The sequence below is a fragment of the Kamptonema formosum PCC 10802 genome (assembly GCF_000332335.1).
Classification (GTDB): domain Bacteria; phylum Cyanobacteriota; class Cyanobacteriia; order Cyanobacteriales; family Oscillatoriaceae; genus Oscillatoria.
The window spans coordinates 269,645-285,618 of sequence record NZ_KB235952.1; the positions used below are offsets into that span (position 1 = coordinate 269,645).

A 15,974-nucleotide genomic window follows, 5' to 3' on the forward strand; every position below is an offset into this window, starting at 1 on the left:
GACAGGCACTTTATTAAAAACCAGCCACCCCGCTTTTCGCACAGATATCACCCGCTTCAGTGGGGTTCTGGACTCTAATTCTAGCTCAATAACAGGCAAGCGTGCTGCCATTTTGCCGGAAAAATATTTAGGTTTCCTAAAGGTTTCCTAAAGGTTTCCGGCAAGGGTGCGTTCCGCCCTTAGCTGAGCGCACCTGACAGGCTAAAGATTCTCTATCGCCACCGGCTCGATGGTTTCAGCCGGCTCAAACCCAAACACCCGCGAGTAGAAATAGAACTCCCCATCGAGAGCCCGCTTAATATTCTCAGCTTTGCGGAAGCCGTGCCCCTCGCCCTCGAAGGCCACATAAGCCACCGGCAGCCCCTTGGCCCGCAGCGCCGCCACCATCATTTCCGCCTGAGAGGGCGGAACGACCTTATCCTCCAGCCCCTGGAAGAAAATCAGCGGACAGGAAAGCCGGTCCGTGAAGTGGATCGGAGATCGCTGCCGGTAAAGGTCTTTCCCCTGGGGTAATGGGCCAATCAGCCGGTCGAGGTAGCGAGCCTCAAACTTGTGGGTGTCTTTTGCCAGCGCTTCTAAATCGCTGACTCCGTAGTAACTGGCACCGGCTTTAAACAGGTTTCCGAACGTCAGGGCGCACAGCGTCGTGTAGCCGCCGGCACTCCCGCCGGAGATCGCCAACCGGCTGCCATCGGCCAAACCGCGCTCCGCCAGATAGCGCGCCCCACTGGCGCAGTCCGCCACATCAATAACACCCCACTGGCCATCCAGCCGCTGCCGGTAGGCGCGCCCATAGCCGGTGCTGCCGCCATAGTTCACGTCGAGCACCGCAAACCCTCTAGAAGTCCAGTATTGAATCTTCAAACTCAGACTGCTGCTCGCCGCCGCTGTCGGACCGCCGTGACTTTTCACCAGCAGGGGAGGCTTTTCACCTACCGGTGCGGTGAAGTCGCGATTTTGCGGCGGGTAAAAAAAGGCGTGCGCCGCCTGCCCATTTTCCGTGGGGAACTCAATCGCTTGCGGCGCTGACAGATAGCCGGCATCAATCGCCACCTGACTCGACCGGCGCAAAACTTGTATGTTGCCTTCGGTCAAATCCAGCAGCACAATTGCTGTCGCTTCCTTTGGCGAGCCGGCTTGAAACGCCACCCGTCCGCCTGAGGCTTGCAAATCAGAAATATCCGTATAAGGCGTCTCAATTTTTTCGAGCTGTTTCGCCGCCGTGTCGAGACTTGCCAGATGCCAGGTGCCGTGCTGGCTGTAGGTGCAGATGATGCGAGTTTCTGAGGCGAAAGCGTAGGTGCGCATGCCAAACACCCACTGGGGGAGTCCGAACTCCGCCTCCATTTCGCAGAGGTTTTCTGCCTCACCGGCACCCCAGCGGTAAAGATTCCACCACCCACTGCGGTCCGAGACAAAATGCAGCACTCCGTCTGGCGACCATTCTGGCTGAAAGATCGACTCACTGACACCGCCGGCAGCCAAATGGCTGTCACCCAAACACCCATCTGCCTTAATTTCCGCCACCCACAATTCTGTGCCATCCCAAGGCAAATTGGGGTGATTCCAGCTCAGCCACGCCAGCTTTGACCCATCGGGACTCAGGCGCGGCGACGAGTAAAAATCCTCACCGGCAACCAGCACCCGCACCCCTTCACTCCCGCGCAAATCGGCGCTCACAAGAGTGTTCACCGGCTCGTGACTGCTGCCGGTGTGGTCTTCCCGCACGCAGATCAGGCGTCCCCGCGCTGTGTCCGCGATGCCGTCTGCATAGCGCCAGTCTTTTCCTGCCGGTGTCAGGGGTTGCGGTTCCCCCCCGGGGGGTTGCCGGTACAGCCGCCCGTCCGCAAAACTGGAAAAATAAACGTTGCTCTCCGCAACAAAAAACGCACCGCCACCGTACTCGTGAGCGCGGTTGCGAGCGTTGAACGGAACCGGTGTTACGTCACTTATTTTGCCATCTGGCGTCTGTCGCACAATAACATTGCGCCCGCCTTCTTTCGGTCGCATCTCGCTCCAGTAGACATGCTCGCCATCGAGGGCAATTTGACCTATCCCCACCGTCTCCGACACCAGCAAGTCCGAAGTGATGGGCGATTTCCAGGAACCGTAGGGTGCTACTTGCTCTCCAGTCATTTTTGCTCCAATTTCACGCTTTAGCGATTGTCTTTAATTCCCATTAAAAGCGGTGCGACCAAGGCTACTCCCAGCACCACCGGCCACATTTTCCCTTCCATGACGTTATAGTCAGACATTATGCAATCGCGCATTTTTTCTCCCACTTTTATATACTCAGCCAGACTGATATCTGTCGGCGGGGCGCAGACCGCATACCGGCTCACAATTAACTTCACTATTACTGACAGCCCGACCCACAAGATTCCCGCTCCGATTGCCGAAGTCCCCCAGCCATCTCCGCGAGTTTGCCTAGCATAGAACCAGGCGATGATTAAGAGAGTCGGCACCATGAGAGCGAGGCTTGAAATTTCCGCTCCGTAGCGGCCCACCGGGGTGCCCTTTAAAAAATCGCCGAGATAATAATTGCCGGCATAAACAACGGCGGCAATCAGCCAAAGAACAATCGCGAGGATCAGGTTTCTCATATATTTTCTTTACCCGACAGGAGCGAATACGACCAGGGGAACGAGCACCGGCTCGGTTTCTGAGCCGGCCAACTCCCCGACGCCCAAAAACAGGCCATCTTCGCGGTCAACCCGCACGGGAAATTTGGGATTTTGGATTTGGGATTTTGGATTGGGCAGCGGGTTGGATTCCGAGCTGTTGGCTGATTGTGGAATCATATCTCGCTTCGCAGCTGACATTGAAAATGTAAAATCGAAAATCTTCTGACCTTGGCACCACCGGCGAGCGGTAGGTTCCAGGAGGCTAACTGCGGGTAAATGCGCCAGCGCCGCTGCCGGTGGCACCGGCTCAAATTTTCCTTTTTCTAGCTGTGCAGATAATGCGTCAAATGTCAAGCTGTCCTCTAAGCTAAAACCGCTGCTAAAGGTGCGCGTCAGGCGGGCGAGAGTGCCGCCGGTGTGCAGGGCAGCGCCCAAATCCCGGGCGATGGCGCGGATGTAGGTGCCCGGACCGCAGGCGATTTCCAGATCGATTTCTGGAAAGTCTGCCGGTCGCCAGTCCAATATTTCTATATTGTGCACTTCCACCTGTCGCGCTGGCACTTCAACGGGAATGCCGGCGCGCGCCAAGTCGTAGAGGCGTTTCCCGCCGACTTGAATGGCGCTGTAGGCGGGGGGCACCTGTTCGATTGCGCCGAGAAACTGCCCGAGGGCGGCTCTGACGGTGTCGGGAGTCAAGTGGGGTGCCGGTGCGGCAGTGAGGGTTTCCCCTTCCAGATCGTCGGTGGTGGTGGTGACTCCGAATCGAATCGTTGCCCGGTAAGCTTTGTCTTGCTGCAGGTACTGCAGGAGTCGGGTTGCACAGCCGAGGGCGATGGGGAGGACGCCGGTGGCAGCTGGGTCGAGGGTGCCTCCGTGTCCGACGCGCTTGGTGCGCAAAAGGCGGCGCACCCGCGCCACGCAGTCGTGGGAGGTGATGCCAGCGGGTTTGTTTAAGTTGAGGAAACCTTGCACAGCACAGTGATCCTATGGGAAGCCTGTGCTATTTTACAGAACTCTTCGCCAGAGGAGCCACAGTCGTTTTTTGTCTGCTTTCCTTTGGCGGCAGCGGCGACGGTTGCGGCAGCTCCGAAGCAGAATAAGAGGCGGAGCCTCCTGTGCCTTCCCAGGCGGGAGCCTGGGAGCGAGAATATAGCAGTAGGCACTTAGGTTAGGACGTAGGACAGGCGTCTCGCCTGTCAAGCGAGATATTGAGGGCAGGCGAGACGCCTGCCCTACGCCTAGAATTCGTATCAAGCGTGTCCTAAACTGACTGCGCACTGCTATATATGGGGGGGCTGGCGGCGGGAGCTTTTGCGGGCTGTCACCCCTGACGGTGCCGGCGGCTAAGACGCGAATGCCGTTGGGTTCGCCCGCTTGCGGTCGCCTTGAGCCAGAATTTCTAATTGTCTTTAAGCGCTTGTTGCAAGTCTGATTCGCTGAGAGACTCGATGAGACTCAGGGGGAGCGGGTTTCGCGAGAGGGTTGAGATGTAGGATGGCTGGAGGTAAAGGCGGTATTGGGGCTGATTGGCGATGTAGGTTTGAAAGAATGCCAGACTCAAAGCGCTGGCGTAGCGATAAGCCAGGGCTGGGCTTGGGCCAATCACTTCGGCAGGAATTTTTACGGGGTCACTCTCTGATTCGACGAGGGTGGAAAAGTGGGTGCCATTGCCGATCAAGACTAAATATTTGTTGGGTGTTCTCAGCCAGGTGAAGGGGCGAATCTGTTCTGGGAGAGCCGGCGCGGCGGTATCTGCCCCACTGGCGACTAGCATCACCGGCACTTTAATTTGGCTCAAGCTTTTTGGCCCGAGAATGCTGCTGTCCACTGGGTTAATGGCGAGTGCGGCTTTGATTCGGGGATCGCCCAACTGGTAATCGAGCCGGGGCAGTTCCAGGGCGCGACACTGCAGCAGCAGGGAGATATTCCAGGTGGTGTCGAGATTCTGACAGTCGGCTTGCAGCTGCTGGAAGTCAATGGGGGCACCGGCAAGCGCCAGAGAGGTGTAGCCGCCGAACGACTGCCCAACCACTCCCACCTGTTCCAGGTTCAGCCGCCCTCGCAGTGCGGGGTCAGTTTTTTCCAGCTCCGCCAGTGCGTCGAGCAAATACTTGACATCCAGGGGGCGAGCGATGAATTCTGCCGGTTCTGCAACTTCAGAAGCGGTGCCATTAACGAGCGCCAGAAATTGGCGGGCGTCGCTACCTGGATGCTGGGGAACTGCGACGGCAAAGCCATACGATGCCAGGTGTTCCGCTAGGTACTGAAAGGTTTTGCGGTCGGAACCCAACCCGTGGGAGATGACAATGACTGGTGCCGGTTGGGTTTCTCCCTGCAACTGGGGCAGGTAAATATCTGCCGGAAAAACTCGCGGCCCCACGGGTGCTGTTGGAAGTCTGCTATTAGAAATAGTAACATTAATCGATAGGGTTTGCCATCTCAATGGACCTAGCTGAGATAAATCGGATTGCGAGAACTTCCGAATTCCAGGCTGAGAGTGCACCTGCGCTTGTGAGAGGCGCTCGACGAAGGCGGTGGCGCGATTGCTTTGATTGACGACTTGCTGCAAATCTTGAAAAAGATCGAGGGCGCGCGCTAAATCGATGCGAATGCCGTCGGTGGGAAATTTTCGCAGCACGTTGATCGGGGTTAAGCCTTCTGGATCGGCGGCGGCTAATATTAGGGCGGCTCGAATCGCCAGCTTTCCTGGCTGTCGGGTGCCGGTTTGAATGACTTGTCCGAGACGTTTGAGAGCGATTTCTCCTTGGGGGGTGTAGAGAAATTGCGAAATGGTTATAGGGCTGAGATCGGCGCGGGCGAGCAGCGCTTGGCGCAGCTGCTGTTGCTGTTCGCGGGGAAAATACTGGAGATACGCGGCTAAGTCTTCATCGATTTTGCCTTCTTTGGCGTAAGCTTCTAGGGCGGAAACGGAAATCGAGCGCTCCAGCACTGAATAGGAAGCGTAAATCCGCTCCGCGCCTACGGCTTTTGTGGCGCTCAGCACTGCCGGGAGCAGCATTAGGGCGTTGCACAGTGCGGGGATGAAAAACCCGGCACCCCAACCCCCTCCCCACCGGCGGGGAGGGGGAGTGAGAGGGGGTTGCCTGAGGGGTTTGCCGGTGCGGGAATTGACTTGACGCCGGCTTTGGCTTGTGCTATTTTTAGAAACCGCTGGAAATAAGTTGTGCATCCCTAAAGCCTCTGTGACATTTCTTTTTACTATTTTGAGTGAGCCGGTGCTGTAAAAGTGCCGGTGGGTGTGGGGGGAAAACTCCCTACTTATTAAAAAGGACGATGGACCTCGGAACTCGAATGATGGAGTTCTGATCTCGAATGATGGAGTTCTCAGCTCGAACGATGGAGTTCTCAGCTCGAATGATGGACCTCAGAACTCGATCTGTAGAGAGGCGATATAACGCGCATTTTTTCGCTATAGCGCATCCCGCACCTGCCGGTAGGGCACTTTTGGGCTGAAGCCCAACTGCGAACTTTTGGGCTAATTTGGGCTGAAGCCCAACTGCGAACTTTTGGGCTAATTTGGGCTGAAGCCCAACTGCGAACTTTTGGGCTAATTTGGGCTGAAGCCCAACTGCGAACTTTTGGGCTAATTTGGGCTGAAGCCCAACTGCGAACTTTTGGGCTAATTTGGGCTGAAGCCCAACTGCGAACTTTTGGCTGAAGCCAAATTGCGAACTTTTGGGCTAACCTATACAATTATATCATCGGAGTCAAGCTATGCAACAGCCAATGTCTGAAATTCACCAAAGAGTTCAGCAACTGCGCGAGCAAGTGCGAAAAGCCAGCTACGCCTACTATGTTCTGGATGCGCCGGTTATATCTGATGAGGTGTACGATCGTCTCTATCGGGAACTGCAAGAGTTGGAAACCAAGTATCCGGAACTTATATCGCCAGACAGCCCGACTCAGCGCGTTGGAGAAAAGCCGGTTAGTCAGTTTGTCTCGGTGCGGCACAATATCCCGCTCTACAGTCTGGAAAATGCTTTTAATATAGAGGAATTCGCTACTTGGCAGGAGCGGTGGCTGCGAATGGCTCCCAGCGAGCCGGTGGCATATGTCTGCGAATTGAAAATTGACGGTTCCGCTTTGGCGCTGACTTACGAAAATGGTATCCTGGTGAGGGGCGCGACGCGGGGTGACGGGATTGCCGGTGAAGAAATTACGCAGAATGTGAAGACGATTCGCTCGATTCCGCTGCGGCTGAATTTGGAAAATCCGCCACCCTCTGTGGAAGTGCGCGGGGAGGCGTTTCTGTCGCTGGCGGTGTTTGAGCAAATCAATCAGGAACGATCGCGTGAAGGGGAGGCGCTATTTGCTAACCCCCGCAACGCCGCTGCCGGCACTTTGCGACAGCTGGATTCCCGGATTGTGGCGAAGCGCCGGCTGGATTTCTTTGCCTACACGCTGCACATTCCCGGCAGAGATGACACCGATGTCGCCCGCACCCAGGGGGAATCCCTGGAAATGCTGCAAGAAATGGGTTTCCGGGTGAACCCAAACCGCAAATTGTGCCGCTCGCTGGAGGAGGTTGGGGAGTATTACGACTTGTGGAATACTGAGCGGCTGAAGTTGCCCTACATGACGGATGGGGTGGTGGTGAAAATTAACTCGCTGGCGCTGCAGGAAAGGCTGGGTTTCACTCAGAAATTCCCCCGCTGGGCGGTGGCGCTGAAATACCCGGCTGAGGAAGCGCCGACTCGGGTTGAGGCGGTGACTGTGCAGGTGGGGCGCACCGGCACGCTGACGCCGGTGGCGGAACTTTTGCCGGTGCAGCTGGCACTCACAACAGTATCGCGGGCGACGCTGCACAACAGCGATAGAATTGCTGAATTAGATTTGCATATTGGGGATACGGTTATTGTGCGAAAAGCGGGAGAGATTATACCAGAAGTTGTGCGGGTTTTGCCTGAACTCCGCCCCGCAAATGCGCAGCGCTTTCAAATGCCGGCACACTGCCCGGAATGCGGGGAGCCGGTGGTGCGAGAGGCGGGTGAGGCTCGCACGGCATGCGTCAATGCTTCTTGCCCCGCTATCCTGCGCGGTTCGCTTATTCACTGGGCGAGTCGCGACGCGCTGGATATTAACGGCATGGGGGAAAAGTTGGTGCAGCAAATGGTTGACCGGCACCTCGTGAATTCGGTTGCGGATTTGTACGATTTAACGGCTGCCGGTGTGGCGTCTTTAGAGCGCATGGGCAAGAAATCTGCTGAGAAGTTAGTGGCGGCAATCGGGGAGTCGAAAAAGCAACCTTGGGCGCGGGTGCTTTACGGTTTGGGCATTCGCCATGTTGGCAGTGTGAATGCTAAAATATTGAGCGAGCGGTTCTCTACGGTTGAGCTTCTTTCTGAAGCGTCGCCGCCGGATATCTCGGCGGTTTACGGAATTGGGGAGGAGATTTCCTTATCTGTTTGGCAGTGGTTCCGGGTGCCGGCAAATCAAATGCTGATTGAGCGATTGCGGGCTGCCGGTTTGCAGTTAGCAGCTACAGTTGAGGAGCCGCGCGGAAAAGAGAAGAAGTTGTTATTTGCCGGCAAGACTTTTGTGATTACCGGCACGCTTCCCACGATGAAGCGAGATGAGGCGAAAGCTCTGATTGAGGGTGCCGGCGGGAAGGTGACGGGTTCGGTGAGTTCTAAGACGGATTATTTGCTTGTTGGGGAGGATGCCGGTTCTAAGTTGAAAAAGGCTGAGGAGTTGGGAATCACCCTTTTGGGGGAAGCGGATTTGTTGAAGATGTTGGAAGGTTAATAGTTGAACCGCCAAGACGCCTATTTCGTAGGGGGGTGACGCGCTTCGCGTCACCCACCTGACTGACATGCTCCCTTGAATCTGCTTGTGGTAAAAAGGAGGCAGAGCCTCCAGAACCGCGTTCCCAGGCTCCGCCTGGGAACGAGGGAAAAACGAGGGTAAATTAGCCGGTGACAGCAATAATAGAGAGTTAGGGGAAATGACACTTCATCAAACTTCGGGCAGGTGGCGCTTGGGGCTAGCGCTGTCGCTGTTTACTATATGTATGTGGGGCGTTTTGCCGATTGCCCTGAAGGTGACGCTGCAAGCGCTCGATGTTTACACAATCATTTGGTTTCGGTTTTTGGTATCTTTCGGGGTGCTTGCGGTTTATTTGGCGGCGCGGCGGCAATTGCCGGCACCCCACAAATTCCGCCCAGCCACTCTGGGATTGCTGGCAATCGCTACCGTATTTCTAGCGATGAATTATGCGCTTTTCATGCTAGGTTTGGCGCAAACCTCACCGGCTAACGCACAAGTCCTCATCCAGCTGGCTCCAGTTTTAATGGGTTTGGGAGGGCTGGCGATTTTCAAGGAGAGGTACGCGCTGCGCCAGTGGGTGGGGCTGGGAGTGCTGACTTGTGGGTTCGCGCTGTTTTTCCACGAGCAATTGCGCACCTTAATCAGCGCGCAAAGCACCTATCTTCTCGGCAGCGCTTGGGTGGTGCTGGGGGCTGCGGCGTGGGCTGTCTACGCTCTCGCGCAGAAGCAGTTGCTGCAGCAATTGCCGAGCTCAAATATCATGCTGGTACTCTATGGCGGCAGTGCGCTGCTGTTCAGCCCTTTTGCCACACCGCAGCGGATAGTAGGGCTGGTTGACGCGCAAAATTTCTCGTCTTTACATGTGGGGATGTTGATTTTTTGCGCATTCAATACGGCAATGGCTTATGGCTCTTTTGCTGAATCTTTGGAACACTGGGAAGCGTCGCGGGTGAGTGCGGTGATTGCTGTGACTCCGATTGTGACGCTGATCTCGATTGGGGCGGTGTCGCTGCTAGCGCCGGCTTTGATTCCGCCGGAACAGATTACGGTTTTGGGCGTGATGGGAGCGGTTTTGGTTGTTGCCGGTTCGGTGATGATTGCGGTGGGAAAAAGCCGGTGATGTGAAGAATACCCTCACCCCCTAATATCATGTCGGGTAGCACCGCTGTTGTGCGGCGGAGGCGGGGGCGGGTTTATTTATATTCTGCTCTGTGCTAGAAATATCTTGGCAGAACCCGCCCCTACAAGGGTACGCTATCACTCGCCTCGAAAAAAAGCCGGCACCCCCTCCCAAACGAAACGGCGCAGCACCGGCATCTCACCTGCGCCCCAGCGCGTTTTTCGCGCTCCCAACGATAAAAAAGAGGTAAAAAAAATTATCTCCCAATCGCGTCTAGCAGCTGTTCCCTGTAAGGTTTCTCCTCCTCCCCTTCCCCTTTTGCCACACTGCGACTGGCGACTTGCGAATTGATAGCATCCAGCTGAGCGTCAAGAACCTTGGGGCGCTGTTCATACCAGCCCGCAACTGCCTCAGAGATGCGCTCCACATCATTTGGAAGCTTGGCGATCAGCTGCTTCAGGTTCGCTCGGTCCTCAGCAGAAAACAGCGAGCGCTGATACTTTAACAGTTCGATGAACGCATCGAGATTTTGTTCGTGAAATGACATAATTATATCAGGTTAGAGTGAATACCGATAATATCTCTGATTTCGGGTATGGGGCATGAGGTCTGGGGCATGGCGCATTGGGCATGGGGCATGGGGCTAATTCTCTACTTCTCTCCTAAAACCTAACCCCTAGCCCCTAACCCCTAAAACCTAACCGCTAACCCCTAACCCCTAACCCCTGAAACCGAGTACCTTCAACCTCGCAACTTGCGAATCATTTCCCTGAGCACATCGGTTTTGGTTCTACCTTTGTTCGTGCAGTAGGCTTCCAAATGCTCCAGCTCGTTGGAAGGCAGTCGAATGGTTAGCACCTTATCTGATGGGGGTTTTGTTCTGGGCATAGTCGTTCTCGCCTGCTAAAATTGTACTTACTTCGTAGCAACTCAGTCTAGTTACTGTACTAATATTGTGCTAAGATAGCACTGGATATCGCCATCCCCCATACAGGTGAGCTGCCGGCAGGAAACCTGCCGCCCCACCGGCCTCGGGCGGCAGACTGCTACTGAGATATAATCCGTTTGCATCGATATTGTATGCGCCGAAGCTTCCCCTTCGGGGCTCTGCTCCGGAACGCCGTTCAGGAGGCTCTGACTTGAAAAGGTTTGTAGTTGGGCTTTAGCCCTACCGAATCTCCCGCAGTGGAGCAAGTTTTCATTGGTGGCGGTGTGAGCAGTTCATCGTGACTGCCCCCTTTCAAGGTGCCGGCGGATCAGAAGTTTTTTAATGAGTGATTAAAACTAATTGATAAAAACAGCCGGCTTTCCGGCAGCCCCTCCCAACCCGCGACGAATCGCCCCTGACCGGCCAAAATAGCTGTGGCCGGCTACCGGCCCATTTTGCGCTTCAGCTGTTCGAGCTCCTCATCAGCTTCCCAGCGTTTAAACGTTTCATCTAGCGAATCCGCACCGCCAATATTCCCGGAATAACTTTTATTCCAACCGGCAGTTTCCCAGGAGCTCTCAGGCTTCTTAGCGCTCGCTTTTGCCGCCGCCACCTCAGCAGCTTTCGCCCGCACTTCTTTGCGGCGCGACTGAATCTGCTTGTACAGCTCCTTCGTTTTCTCAAAGCGAGCCTTAACCCCCTGCATTTGCCCCCAGAACTGATTGCCCTGACGCAGCAGCGCCGCCTCTCGCTCTTGTGCGGCGCGAGCCAAATCCTCCCTGCCAGCCGCTTTCGCCTTCTCAACGCGCAAATGCCAGCGCTGTATCTCCTGAGCCGTAGAAAGAATCTGGTCTTTCAGCCCCTTTTCTTGCCGCTGCAAATCTGCCAGCAGCCGCAGGGTATCCTCTTCTTGCTGTTTCAGCTGCTCCTCAAGAGCCTGCAACTCCAGATGGGGATTGCTGTGGAGAAATTCTTCCAGTCGGGTTTCCAAAAAGCGGTTGAAATCTTCAAATAAGCCCATCGCCGGCACTCCTTTCGCAGGTTGACAGATTAGCCGGTTGGAAAATTATAGCGTTTCTCACTTGGATGAACTCTGGCCCAGAAACCCGGTTTCTTTAAGAAACCGGGTTTCTCAGTATCTCACTAATATGAAAAACGCTATAGAAAGCGGGAGAGCTAAAAACCACCTCTCAACTTTCCTTCCTTGCCAGCCTGCTAACCCTATTTCCTATCTTATAACCTCCCTCCGACTTTAATAGAGCGAACCTCACCATTGCGGCGGATAGTAGCTTCCTGGTTTTTCACCGATACCAGCGTCCAGCCACTAGAGCCAATGCTCTCGCCAATATTAATCCGCTGCGCCACACCGGCGATTTCAAACAGAGCCCCAGAGCGCTCCCCGATATCCAGAACCCCCGTCAGCTTGTAAGTCACCGCCGCTGCAGGACTCTGCGGAGCGAGAGACGGCACGGCCATCAGGGTTGGCCTTTCCACCGGCTCCAACCGCTGCGGTTGCGGCTGACCGGATGCCGCCGCCCCTGCGGATGGCCTAGCGGTGGGGGATGGCTTAGGCGTTGAAGAGGCCGCCGCTGGGGATGGCTTAACCGTTGCCGATGGCCTCACAGTCGGGAACCCTGAGGAAGCAGCTGGCTCTATCGATGGAAATCTCGGCACAGTCAGCGGCAGTGCGGAGGGGAAACTTCCGCCCGGTCGGGCCGCTGGCTGGCCGCCCAACCCACCTGCCCCTCCGAGAGAGGCTCTTTCCAGGGCTGACGCCAGGCGGTTTAGCGCCACAGCCAGATTGCCGGCGTCAGCAAGACTCATCGAATCAGGCGGCGGCGCTGCAGCTTCCTGCTCGCTCTCAGCTTTTTTCTCCAGAGCGGTTTGCTCGATGGCATCGACACTGCGCAGCATGTACTCAGAAAACTGCCGGTCCGCCTCCACTTTCGGATCGGGCGGCGGCGGGATTTGCTGCGCCGCCGGTGCCGGTGCCGGCTGGCGCATCCCCGCCAGCAGCTTCTGCCACTCGCCCCGGCTTTCCAGCCACAAGCCTAAAGTAGCAACCAGGGAGGCGCACGCCGCTGCCAGCAGCAACTTGTCGAATTGGCCTTCCTCCTTCTTGCTGCCGGCGGTAACGACTTTTGCCTCAACGGTTTTCTCATCCGCCTCAGACTGGCGTTCCTCCCTCACCCCCGCCGACAGAATAATAGGCGGCACCTCAATCTGCTGCAAAGAAATATAATCCGACTTCCCCCTCTGTTTGGGCAGCGCTGCGCTCCCTTCCAGAACCCGGTCCATCTCTTGGAACAGATCGTCCATCAGCCGTTCGGCGCTGGCTTCAACCGAAACCGGCACAGCAGCCATAAACTCTTCTAGCTCTTTGGTGCGGACATTTTCAGACATAGGCTTCTCCCTCCAACTTCTCCTCAACGCCCCTAACCGACACTCTTTGGACTCACGACTCTACAGGGGACAGTTCAAATTTACCAATTACCCGCGAGAATGACTTCCCGCCCTGGAAATTCCTCGCTCCCCGGCGGAGCGCCCGGAAGGGAAGAACATAACCGCCCCCGTGAGGGAACGCCAAGAGGGTTCCGCCTTTAAGCCGAAACCAGAGACTCACCGGCAGCTTTCTTGTGCGAGCGCAGCTCCAGATACACCAGCAGGGCGTTGATGTCTGCCGGACTCACGCCTCCTATACGGCAAGCTTGCCCAATTGTCAAGGGCCTGACCTTAGCCAGTTTTTCCCGCGACTCCTTGGAGAGCGTCTCAATTGCAGCATAGTCCAAGTCAGCCGGCAGGGGCCGGTGTTCCTGGCGGGCGATCTGCTCAATTTGGTTTTGCTGGCGCTGGATATAGCCGGCGTATTTAATATCAATCTCCGCCCCTTGTTTCTCAGCTAGGCTTAACTCAGGATTGCCCAATCCGTAGCGGTCGAGATCCGCGTAGTGGAATCCCGTGCGCCGCAGCAAGTCCGCCAGGGTAATGGAGCCTTTAATCGCCTGTCCGGTATCCGCTGCGATAGTTTTGCCCAACTCGTCGTGTTCTTTCACCCGCGCTGATTGCAGCCGTTCCTTCTCTGCTGTAATATTAGCATATTTGCGGGTAAATAAATCCCACCGGCGGTCATCAATTAAGCCGATTTCCCGACCGAGAGGCGTCAGGCGCTCGTCCGCATTGTCTGAGCGCAGCAGCAGCCGGTACTCCGACCGGCTGGTGAGCATCCGGTAAGGTTCCCGCAAGTCTTTGGTGCACAGATCGTCAATCAGTGTGCCGGTGTAACTCTGTTCGCGGGGGAAGACAATCATTTCTTGCCCCCGGACAAAACGAGCGGCGTTGATGCCGGCAACCATCCCCTGCGCGGCGGCTTCTTCATAGCCGGTGGTGCCGTTAATTTGGCCGGCGCAGAACAGCCCCTCAATCTTTTTTGCCATCAGGGTCGGGTAGCACTGGGTTGCCGGCAGGTAGTCATATTCTACCGCATAAGCCGGTCGCAGCATCACGCAATTTTCTAAACCGGGTAGGGTGCGCAGCATCTGCAATTGCAGCTTTTCTGGCAAGCCGGTGGAGAACCCCTGGATATAGAGTTCTGGAATATCTCGCCCTTCCGGCTCAATAAAAATCTGGTGGCTTTCCTTATCGGCAAAGCGCACAATTTTATCTTCAATGCTAGGGCAGTAGCGGGGTCCTTTGGCATCCACCCAGCCGCCATAAACGGGAGACAGGTGCAGGTTTTCCCGAATCAGCCGGTGAGTTTCGGCAGTCGTGCGGGTGAGGTGGCAGTTCATCTGCTCGCGCTCCGCCCAGACTTCTGGGTCGAAGCTGAACCAGCGCACTTCTGAATCGCCGGGCTGGGGTTCCATTTGGCTGAAATCCACCGAGCGCTTATCAACTCGCGCCGGAGTTCCTGTTTTCAACCGGCCAGTTTCAAAGCCGAGCCGGTTGAGAGTTTCGGTCAGCCCGACAGCGGCAAACTCGCCGGCGCGACCTGCCGGCATCGACTTGTCGCCCACCCATATTATACCGCCCAAAAAGGTGCCGGTGGTGAGGATAACTGCCTTGCAAGCGAAGGCGACGCCGAAGTAAGTTTGGACGCCGGTGATTTCATCATTGCGCCCCAGCACCAAATCGGTGACCATACTTTCGCGGACAGTTAAATTGTCTTGATTTTCGACAATTCGCTTCATCACTGCGGCGTATTCGCGCTTGTCAGTTTGGGCGCGCAACGCCCAGACTGCCGGTCCCCGCGAGGCGTTGAGGATGCGCTTTTGCAGGTAAGTGCGGTCAGCCATTTTACCGATTTCGCCCCCCAGGGCGTCCACCTCGTGGGTGAGCTGGGATTTAGCCGGTCCCCCGACAGCGGGGTTGCAGGGCTGCCAAGCAATTTTATCCAGATTCAGTGTCAGCAGCAGAGTGCGGCAGCCGAGGCGTGCGGTAGCGAGGGCGGCTTCGCAACCGGCGTGGCCGGCACCGACTACAATAACATCAAAGGCGTCTTGGAAGTCTACTGGGGTGTGAGGGATCATGGTTCAAGCTCAGCGGGACAAACTCTAGAAAAGATGCTCTGTTTACCATTATGCCTGCGATTCCCCTCAGGAGCCGGCTTCCCCACCTTCGAGCTGCCGGTAGCTCCCTCGCCCCTGCGGAAAATTTCTCTTAAAAATATCTTCTCTATTATATACTATTTTAGTAGAGTATATCTTTTGCCTGCTTAGTTGCTTTCTTCACCACATCCCGCAGTTCCAGGTTAATCTTACGCTGCTGTTGCGCTGCGACGCTGTGCTTGTTCACATGACGGCGCGCCACAATCTCCGCCACCATAATATCTTCTTGCACCTCCCGAGGCAAAGTGTCACGGTTGCCTTTCACAGCGCCATACTCGGCGTATAACCCATCGGCATTTTTACTGTAAAGCTCCTGGTACATGGCATTGGTAGACATGGCGATGCCGTATCCATTCGCACCTTTTTGCACCAAATCATCGGCAAAAGCCTTCCGGGTGTTAACTCGCTGTAAGCGAAAGTTTTCTTGCGGTTCCAAAGTAGACATTGGCGAACTCCTCAACATCACTTGCTTGGGTTTTATACTCACACCCGTAGTAACCGAACTCACTCAGCCCTTGAGCGAGGGACTCGGCACCGCCAGGAAGCATCATGTACTCTTCAACAACCCGGGGCAGTAAATATCGCCATCCTTCTTCTTTGGATTGCTGAATTAAGTAAAACTCAATCAAAAACTTGTTGTCATCGTTGACACTCCAGAGAAACCGCGCCATCGCAGCCGCATAGGCTTTTTCCCAGGTATCCTTGCGGCGGAGGTCGCCATAGAAACGCATTTCTTTTTTGAAGACCTGATCCTCTGAAGGTTTTTCGCACGAGAGATGAAAGGCTTGATTCACTTCCAGCAGTGACAGCCAGCACTCGTAAGTTTTTGCCTTCAGTTCGTATAGCTTCTGACGGGGTTCCTTTTTTTTCATATCTCGTCACAGCTTGGGTCTTCTGTTGTGGGCAGGCGA

At 55.6% G+C, this 15,974-nt stretch carries 13 protein-coding genes; 2 read left to right on the top strand and 11 right to left on the bottom strand.

Features of this window, described 5'->3' with window-relative positions; translation table 11 throughout:
* Positions 1-201: 201 nt before the first annotated feature.
* The 4 genes from OSC10802_RS0137380 to OSC10802_RS0137400 form a co-directional block, all read right to left on the bottom strand.
* Positions 202-2,136 carry a S9 family peptidase gene (locus OSC10802_RS0137380; protein ID WP_017721873.1) on the bottom strand — a complete coding sequence of 645 codons (1,935 nt, stop codon included), beginning with the start codon at positions 2,134-2,136 and terminating at the stop codon, positions 202-204.
* Between the two features lie 20 nt (positions 2,137-2,156).
* On the bottom strand, positions 2,157-2,603 hold the full coding sequence (locus OSC10802_RS0137385; protein ID WP_017721874.1) for a hypothetical protein: 447 nt from the start codon (positions 2,601-2,603) through the stop codon (positions 2,157-2,159).
* A 9-nt stretch (positions 2,604-2,612) separates the two neighbouring features.
* Complete coding sequence (truB, locus tag OSC10802_RS0137390) at positions 2,613-3,596, bottom strand: tRNA pseudouridine(55) synthase TruB (protein ID WP_017721875.1); 984 nt, start codon at positions 3,594-3,596, stop codon at positions 2,613-2,615.
* Positions 3,597-4,023: 427 nt separating this feature from the next.
* Entirely contained in the window at positions 4,024-5,814 is a 1,791-nt protein-coding gene (locus tag OSC10802_RS0137400) for an alpha/beta hydrolase (protein ID WP_017721877.1), read from the bottom strand.
* A gap of 545 nt (positions 5,815-6,359) precedes the next feature.
* Here OSC10802_RS0137400 and ligA point away from each other — a divergent pair.
* On the top strand, positions 6,360-8,390 hold the full coding sequence (ligA, locus tag OSC10802_RS0137405; protein ID WP_017721878.1) for an NAD-dependent DNA ligase LigA: 2,031 nt from the start codon (positions 6,360-6,362) through the stop codon (positions 8,388-8,390).
* A gap of 199 nt (positions 8,391-8,589) precedes the next feature.
* Complete coding sequence (locus OSC10802_RS0137410) at positions 8,590-9,531, top strand: DMT family transporter (RefSeq protein WP_017721879.1); 942 nt, start codon at positions 8,590-8,592, stop codon at positions 9,529-9,531.
* Positions 9,532-9,787: 256 nt separating this feature from the next.
* Here the strand turns inward: OSC10802_RS0137410 and OSC10802_RS0137415 are convergent, their stop codons facing one another.
* From OSC10802_RS0137415 to OSC10802_RS0137440, 7 genes are all read right to left on the bottom strand, one after another.
* Positions 9,788-10,078 (bottom strand): hypothetical protein, encoded by a 291-nt coding sequence (locus tag OSC10802_RS0137415; RefSeq protein ID WP_017721880.1) that lies wholly within the window; start codon positions 10,076-10,078, stop codon positions 9,788-9,790.
* Positions 10,079-10,272: 194 nt separating this feature from the next.
* A complete protein-coding gene (locus OSC10802_RS53785; RefSeq protein WP_017721881.1) occupies positions 10,273-10,419 on the bottom strand; it encodes a YlcI/YnfO family protein in 147 nt (48 codons plus the stop codon).
* A gap of 482 nt (positions 10,420-10,901) precedes the next feature.
* Positions 10,902-11,480 carry a TIGR04376 family protein gene (locus OSC10802_RS0137420; protein ID WP_017721882.1) on the bottom strand — a complete coding sequence of 193 codons (579 nt, stop codon included), beginning with the start codon at positions 11,478-11,480 and terminating at the stop codon, positions 10,902-10,904.
* A gap of 212 nt (positions 11,481-11,692) precedes the next feature.
* Positions 11,693-12,862: a hypothetical protein gene (locus OSC10802_RS0137425; protein WP_017721883.1), complete on the bottom strand. Its 1,170-nt coding sequence runs from the start codon at positions 12,860-12,862 to the stop codon at positions 11,693-11,695.
* 197 nt (positions 12,863-13,059) lie between these two features.
* The gene (gene mnmG, locus OSC10802_RS0137430; protein ID WP_017721884.1) at positions 13,060-14,985 is read right to left on the bottom strand and encodes a tRNA uridine-5-carboxymethylaminomethyl(34) synthesis enzyme MnmG; all 1,926 of its coding nucleotides are present in this window, start codon (positions 14,983-14,985) and stop codon (positions 13,060-13,062) included.
* Positions 14,986-15,145: 160 nt separating this feature from the next.
* Complete coding sequence (locus OSC10802_RS0137435) at positions 15,146-15,508, bottom strand: hypothetical protein (RefSeq protein WP_017721885.1); 363 nt, start codon at positions 15,506-15,508, stop codon at positions 15,146-15,148.
* A complete protein-coding gene (locus tag OSC10802_RS0137440) occupies positions 15,462-15,935 on the bottom strand; it encodes a hypothetical protein (RefSeq protein ID WP_017721886.1) in 474 nt (157 codons plus the stop codon). The genes OSC10802_RS0137435 and OSC10802_RS0137440 overlap by 47 nt, the downstream gene beginning before the upstream one ends.
* Positions 15,936-15,974 lie beyond the last annotated feature (39 nt).

Coding starts and splice junctions, on each gene's coding strand:
- OSC10802_RS0137380 (WP_017721873.1), bottom strand. CDS start 2,136: ATGACTGGAGAGCAAGTAGCACCCTACGGTTCCTGGAAATCGCCCATC.
- OSC10802_RS0137385 (WP_017721874.1), bottom strand. CDS start 2,603: ATGAGAAACCTGATCCTCGCGATTGTTCTTTGGCTGATTGCCGCCGTT.
- OSC10802_RS0137400 (WP_017721877.1), bottom strand. CDS start 5,814: ATGCACAACTTATTTCCAGCGGTTTCTAAAAATAGCACAAGCCAAAGC.
- ligA (WP_017721878.1), top strand. CDS start 6,360: ATGCAACAGCCAATGTCTGAAATTCACCAAAGAGTTCAGCAACTGCGC.
- OSC10802_RS0137410 (WP_017721879.1), top strand. CDS start 8,590: ATGACACTTCATCAAACTTCGGGCAGGTGGCGCTTGGGGCTAGCGCTG.
- OSC10802_RS0137415 (WP_017721880.1), bottom strand. CDS start 10,078: ATGTCATTTCACGAACAAAATCTCGATGCGTTCATCGAACTGTTAAAG.
- OSC10802_RS53785 (WP_017721881.1), bottom strand. CDS start 10,419: ATGCCCAGAACAAAACCCCCATCAGATAAGGTGCTAACCATTCGACTG.
- OSC10802_RS0137420 (WP_017721882.1), bottom strand. CDS start 11,480: ATGGGCTTATTTGAAGATTTCAACCGCTTTTTGGAAACCCGACTGGAA.
- OSC10802_RS0137425 (WP_017721883.1), bottom strand. CDS start 12,862: ATGTCTGAAAATGTCCGCACCAAAGAGCTAGAAGAGTTTATGGCTGCT.
- mnmG (WP_017721884.1), bottom strand. CDS start 14,985: ATGATCCCTCACACCCCAGTAGACTTCCAAGACGCCTTTGATGTTATT.
- OSC10802_RS0137435 (WP_017721885.1), bottom strand. CDS start 15,508: ATGTCTACTTTGGAACCGCAAGAAAACTTTCGCTTACAGCGAGTTAAC.
- OSC10802_RS0137440 (WP_017721886.1), bottom strand. CDS start 15,935: ATGAAAAAAAAGGAACCCCGTCAGAAGCTATACGAACTGAAGGCAAAA.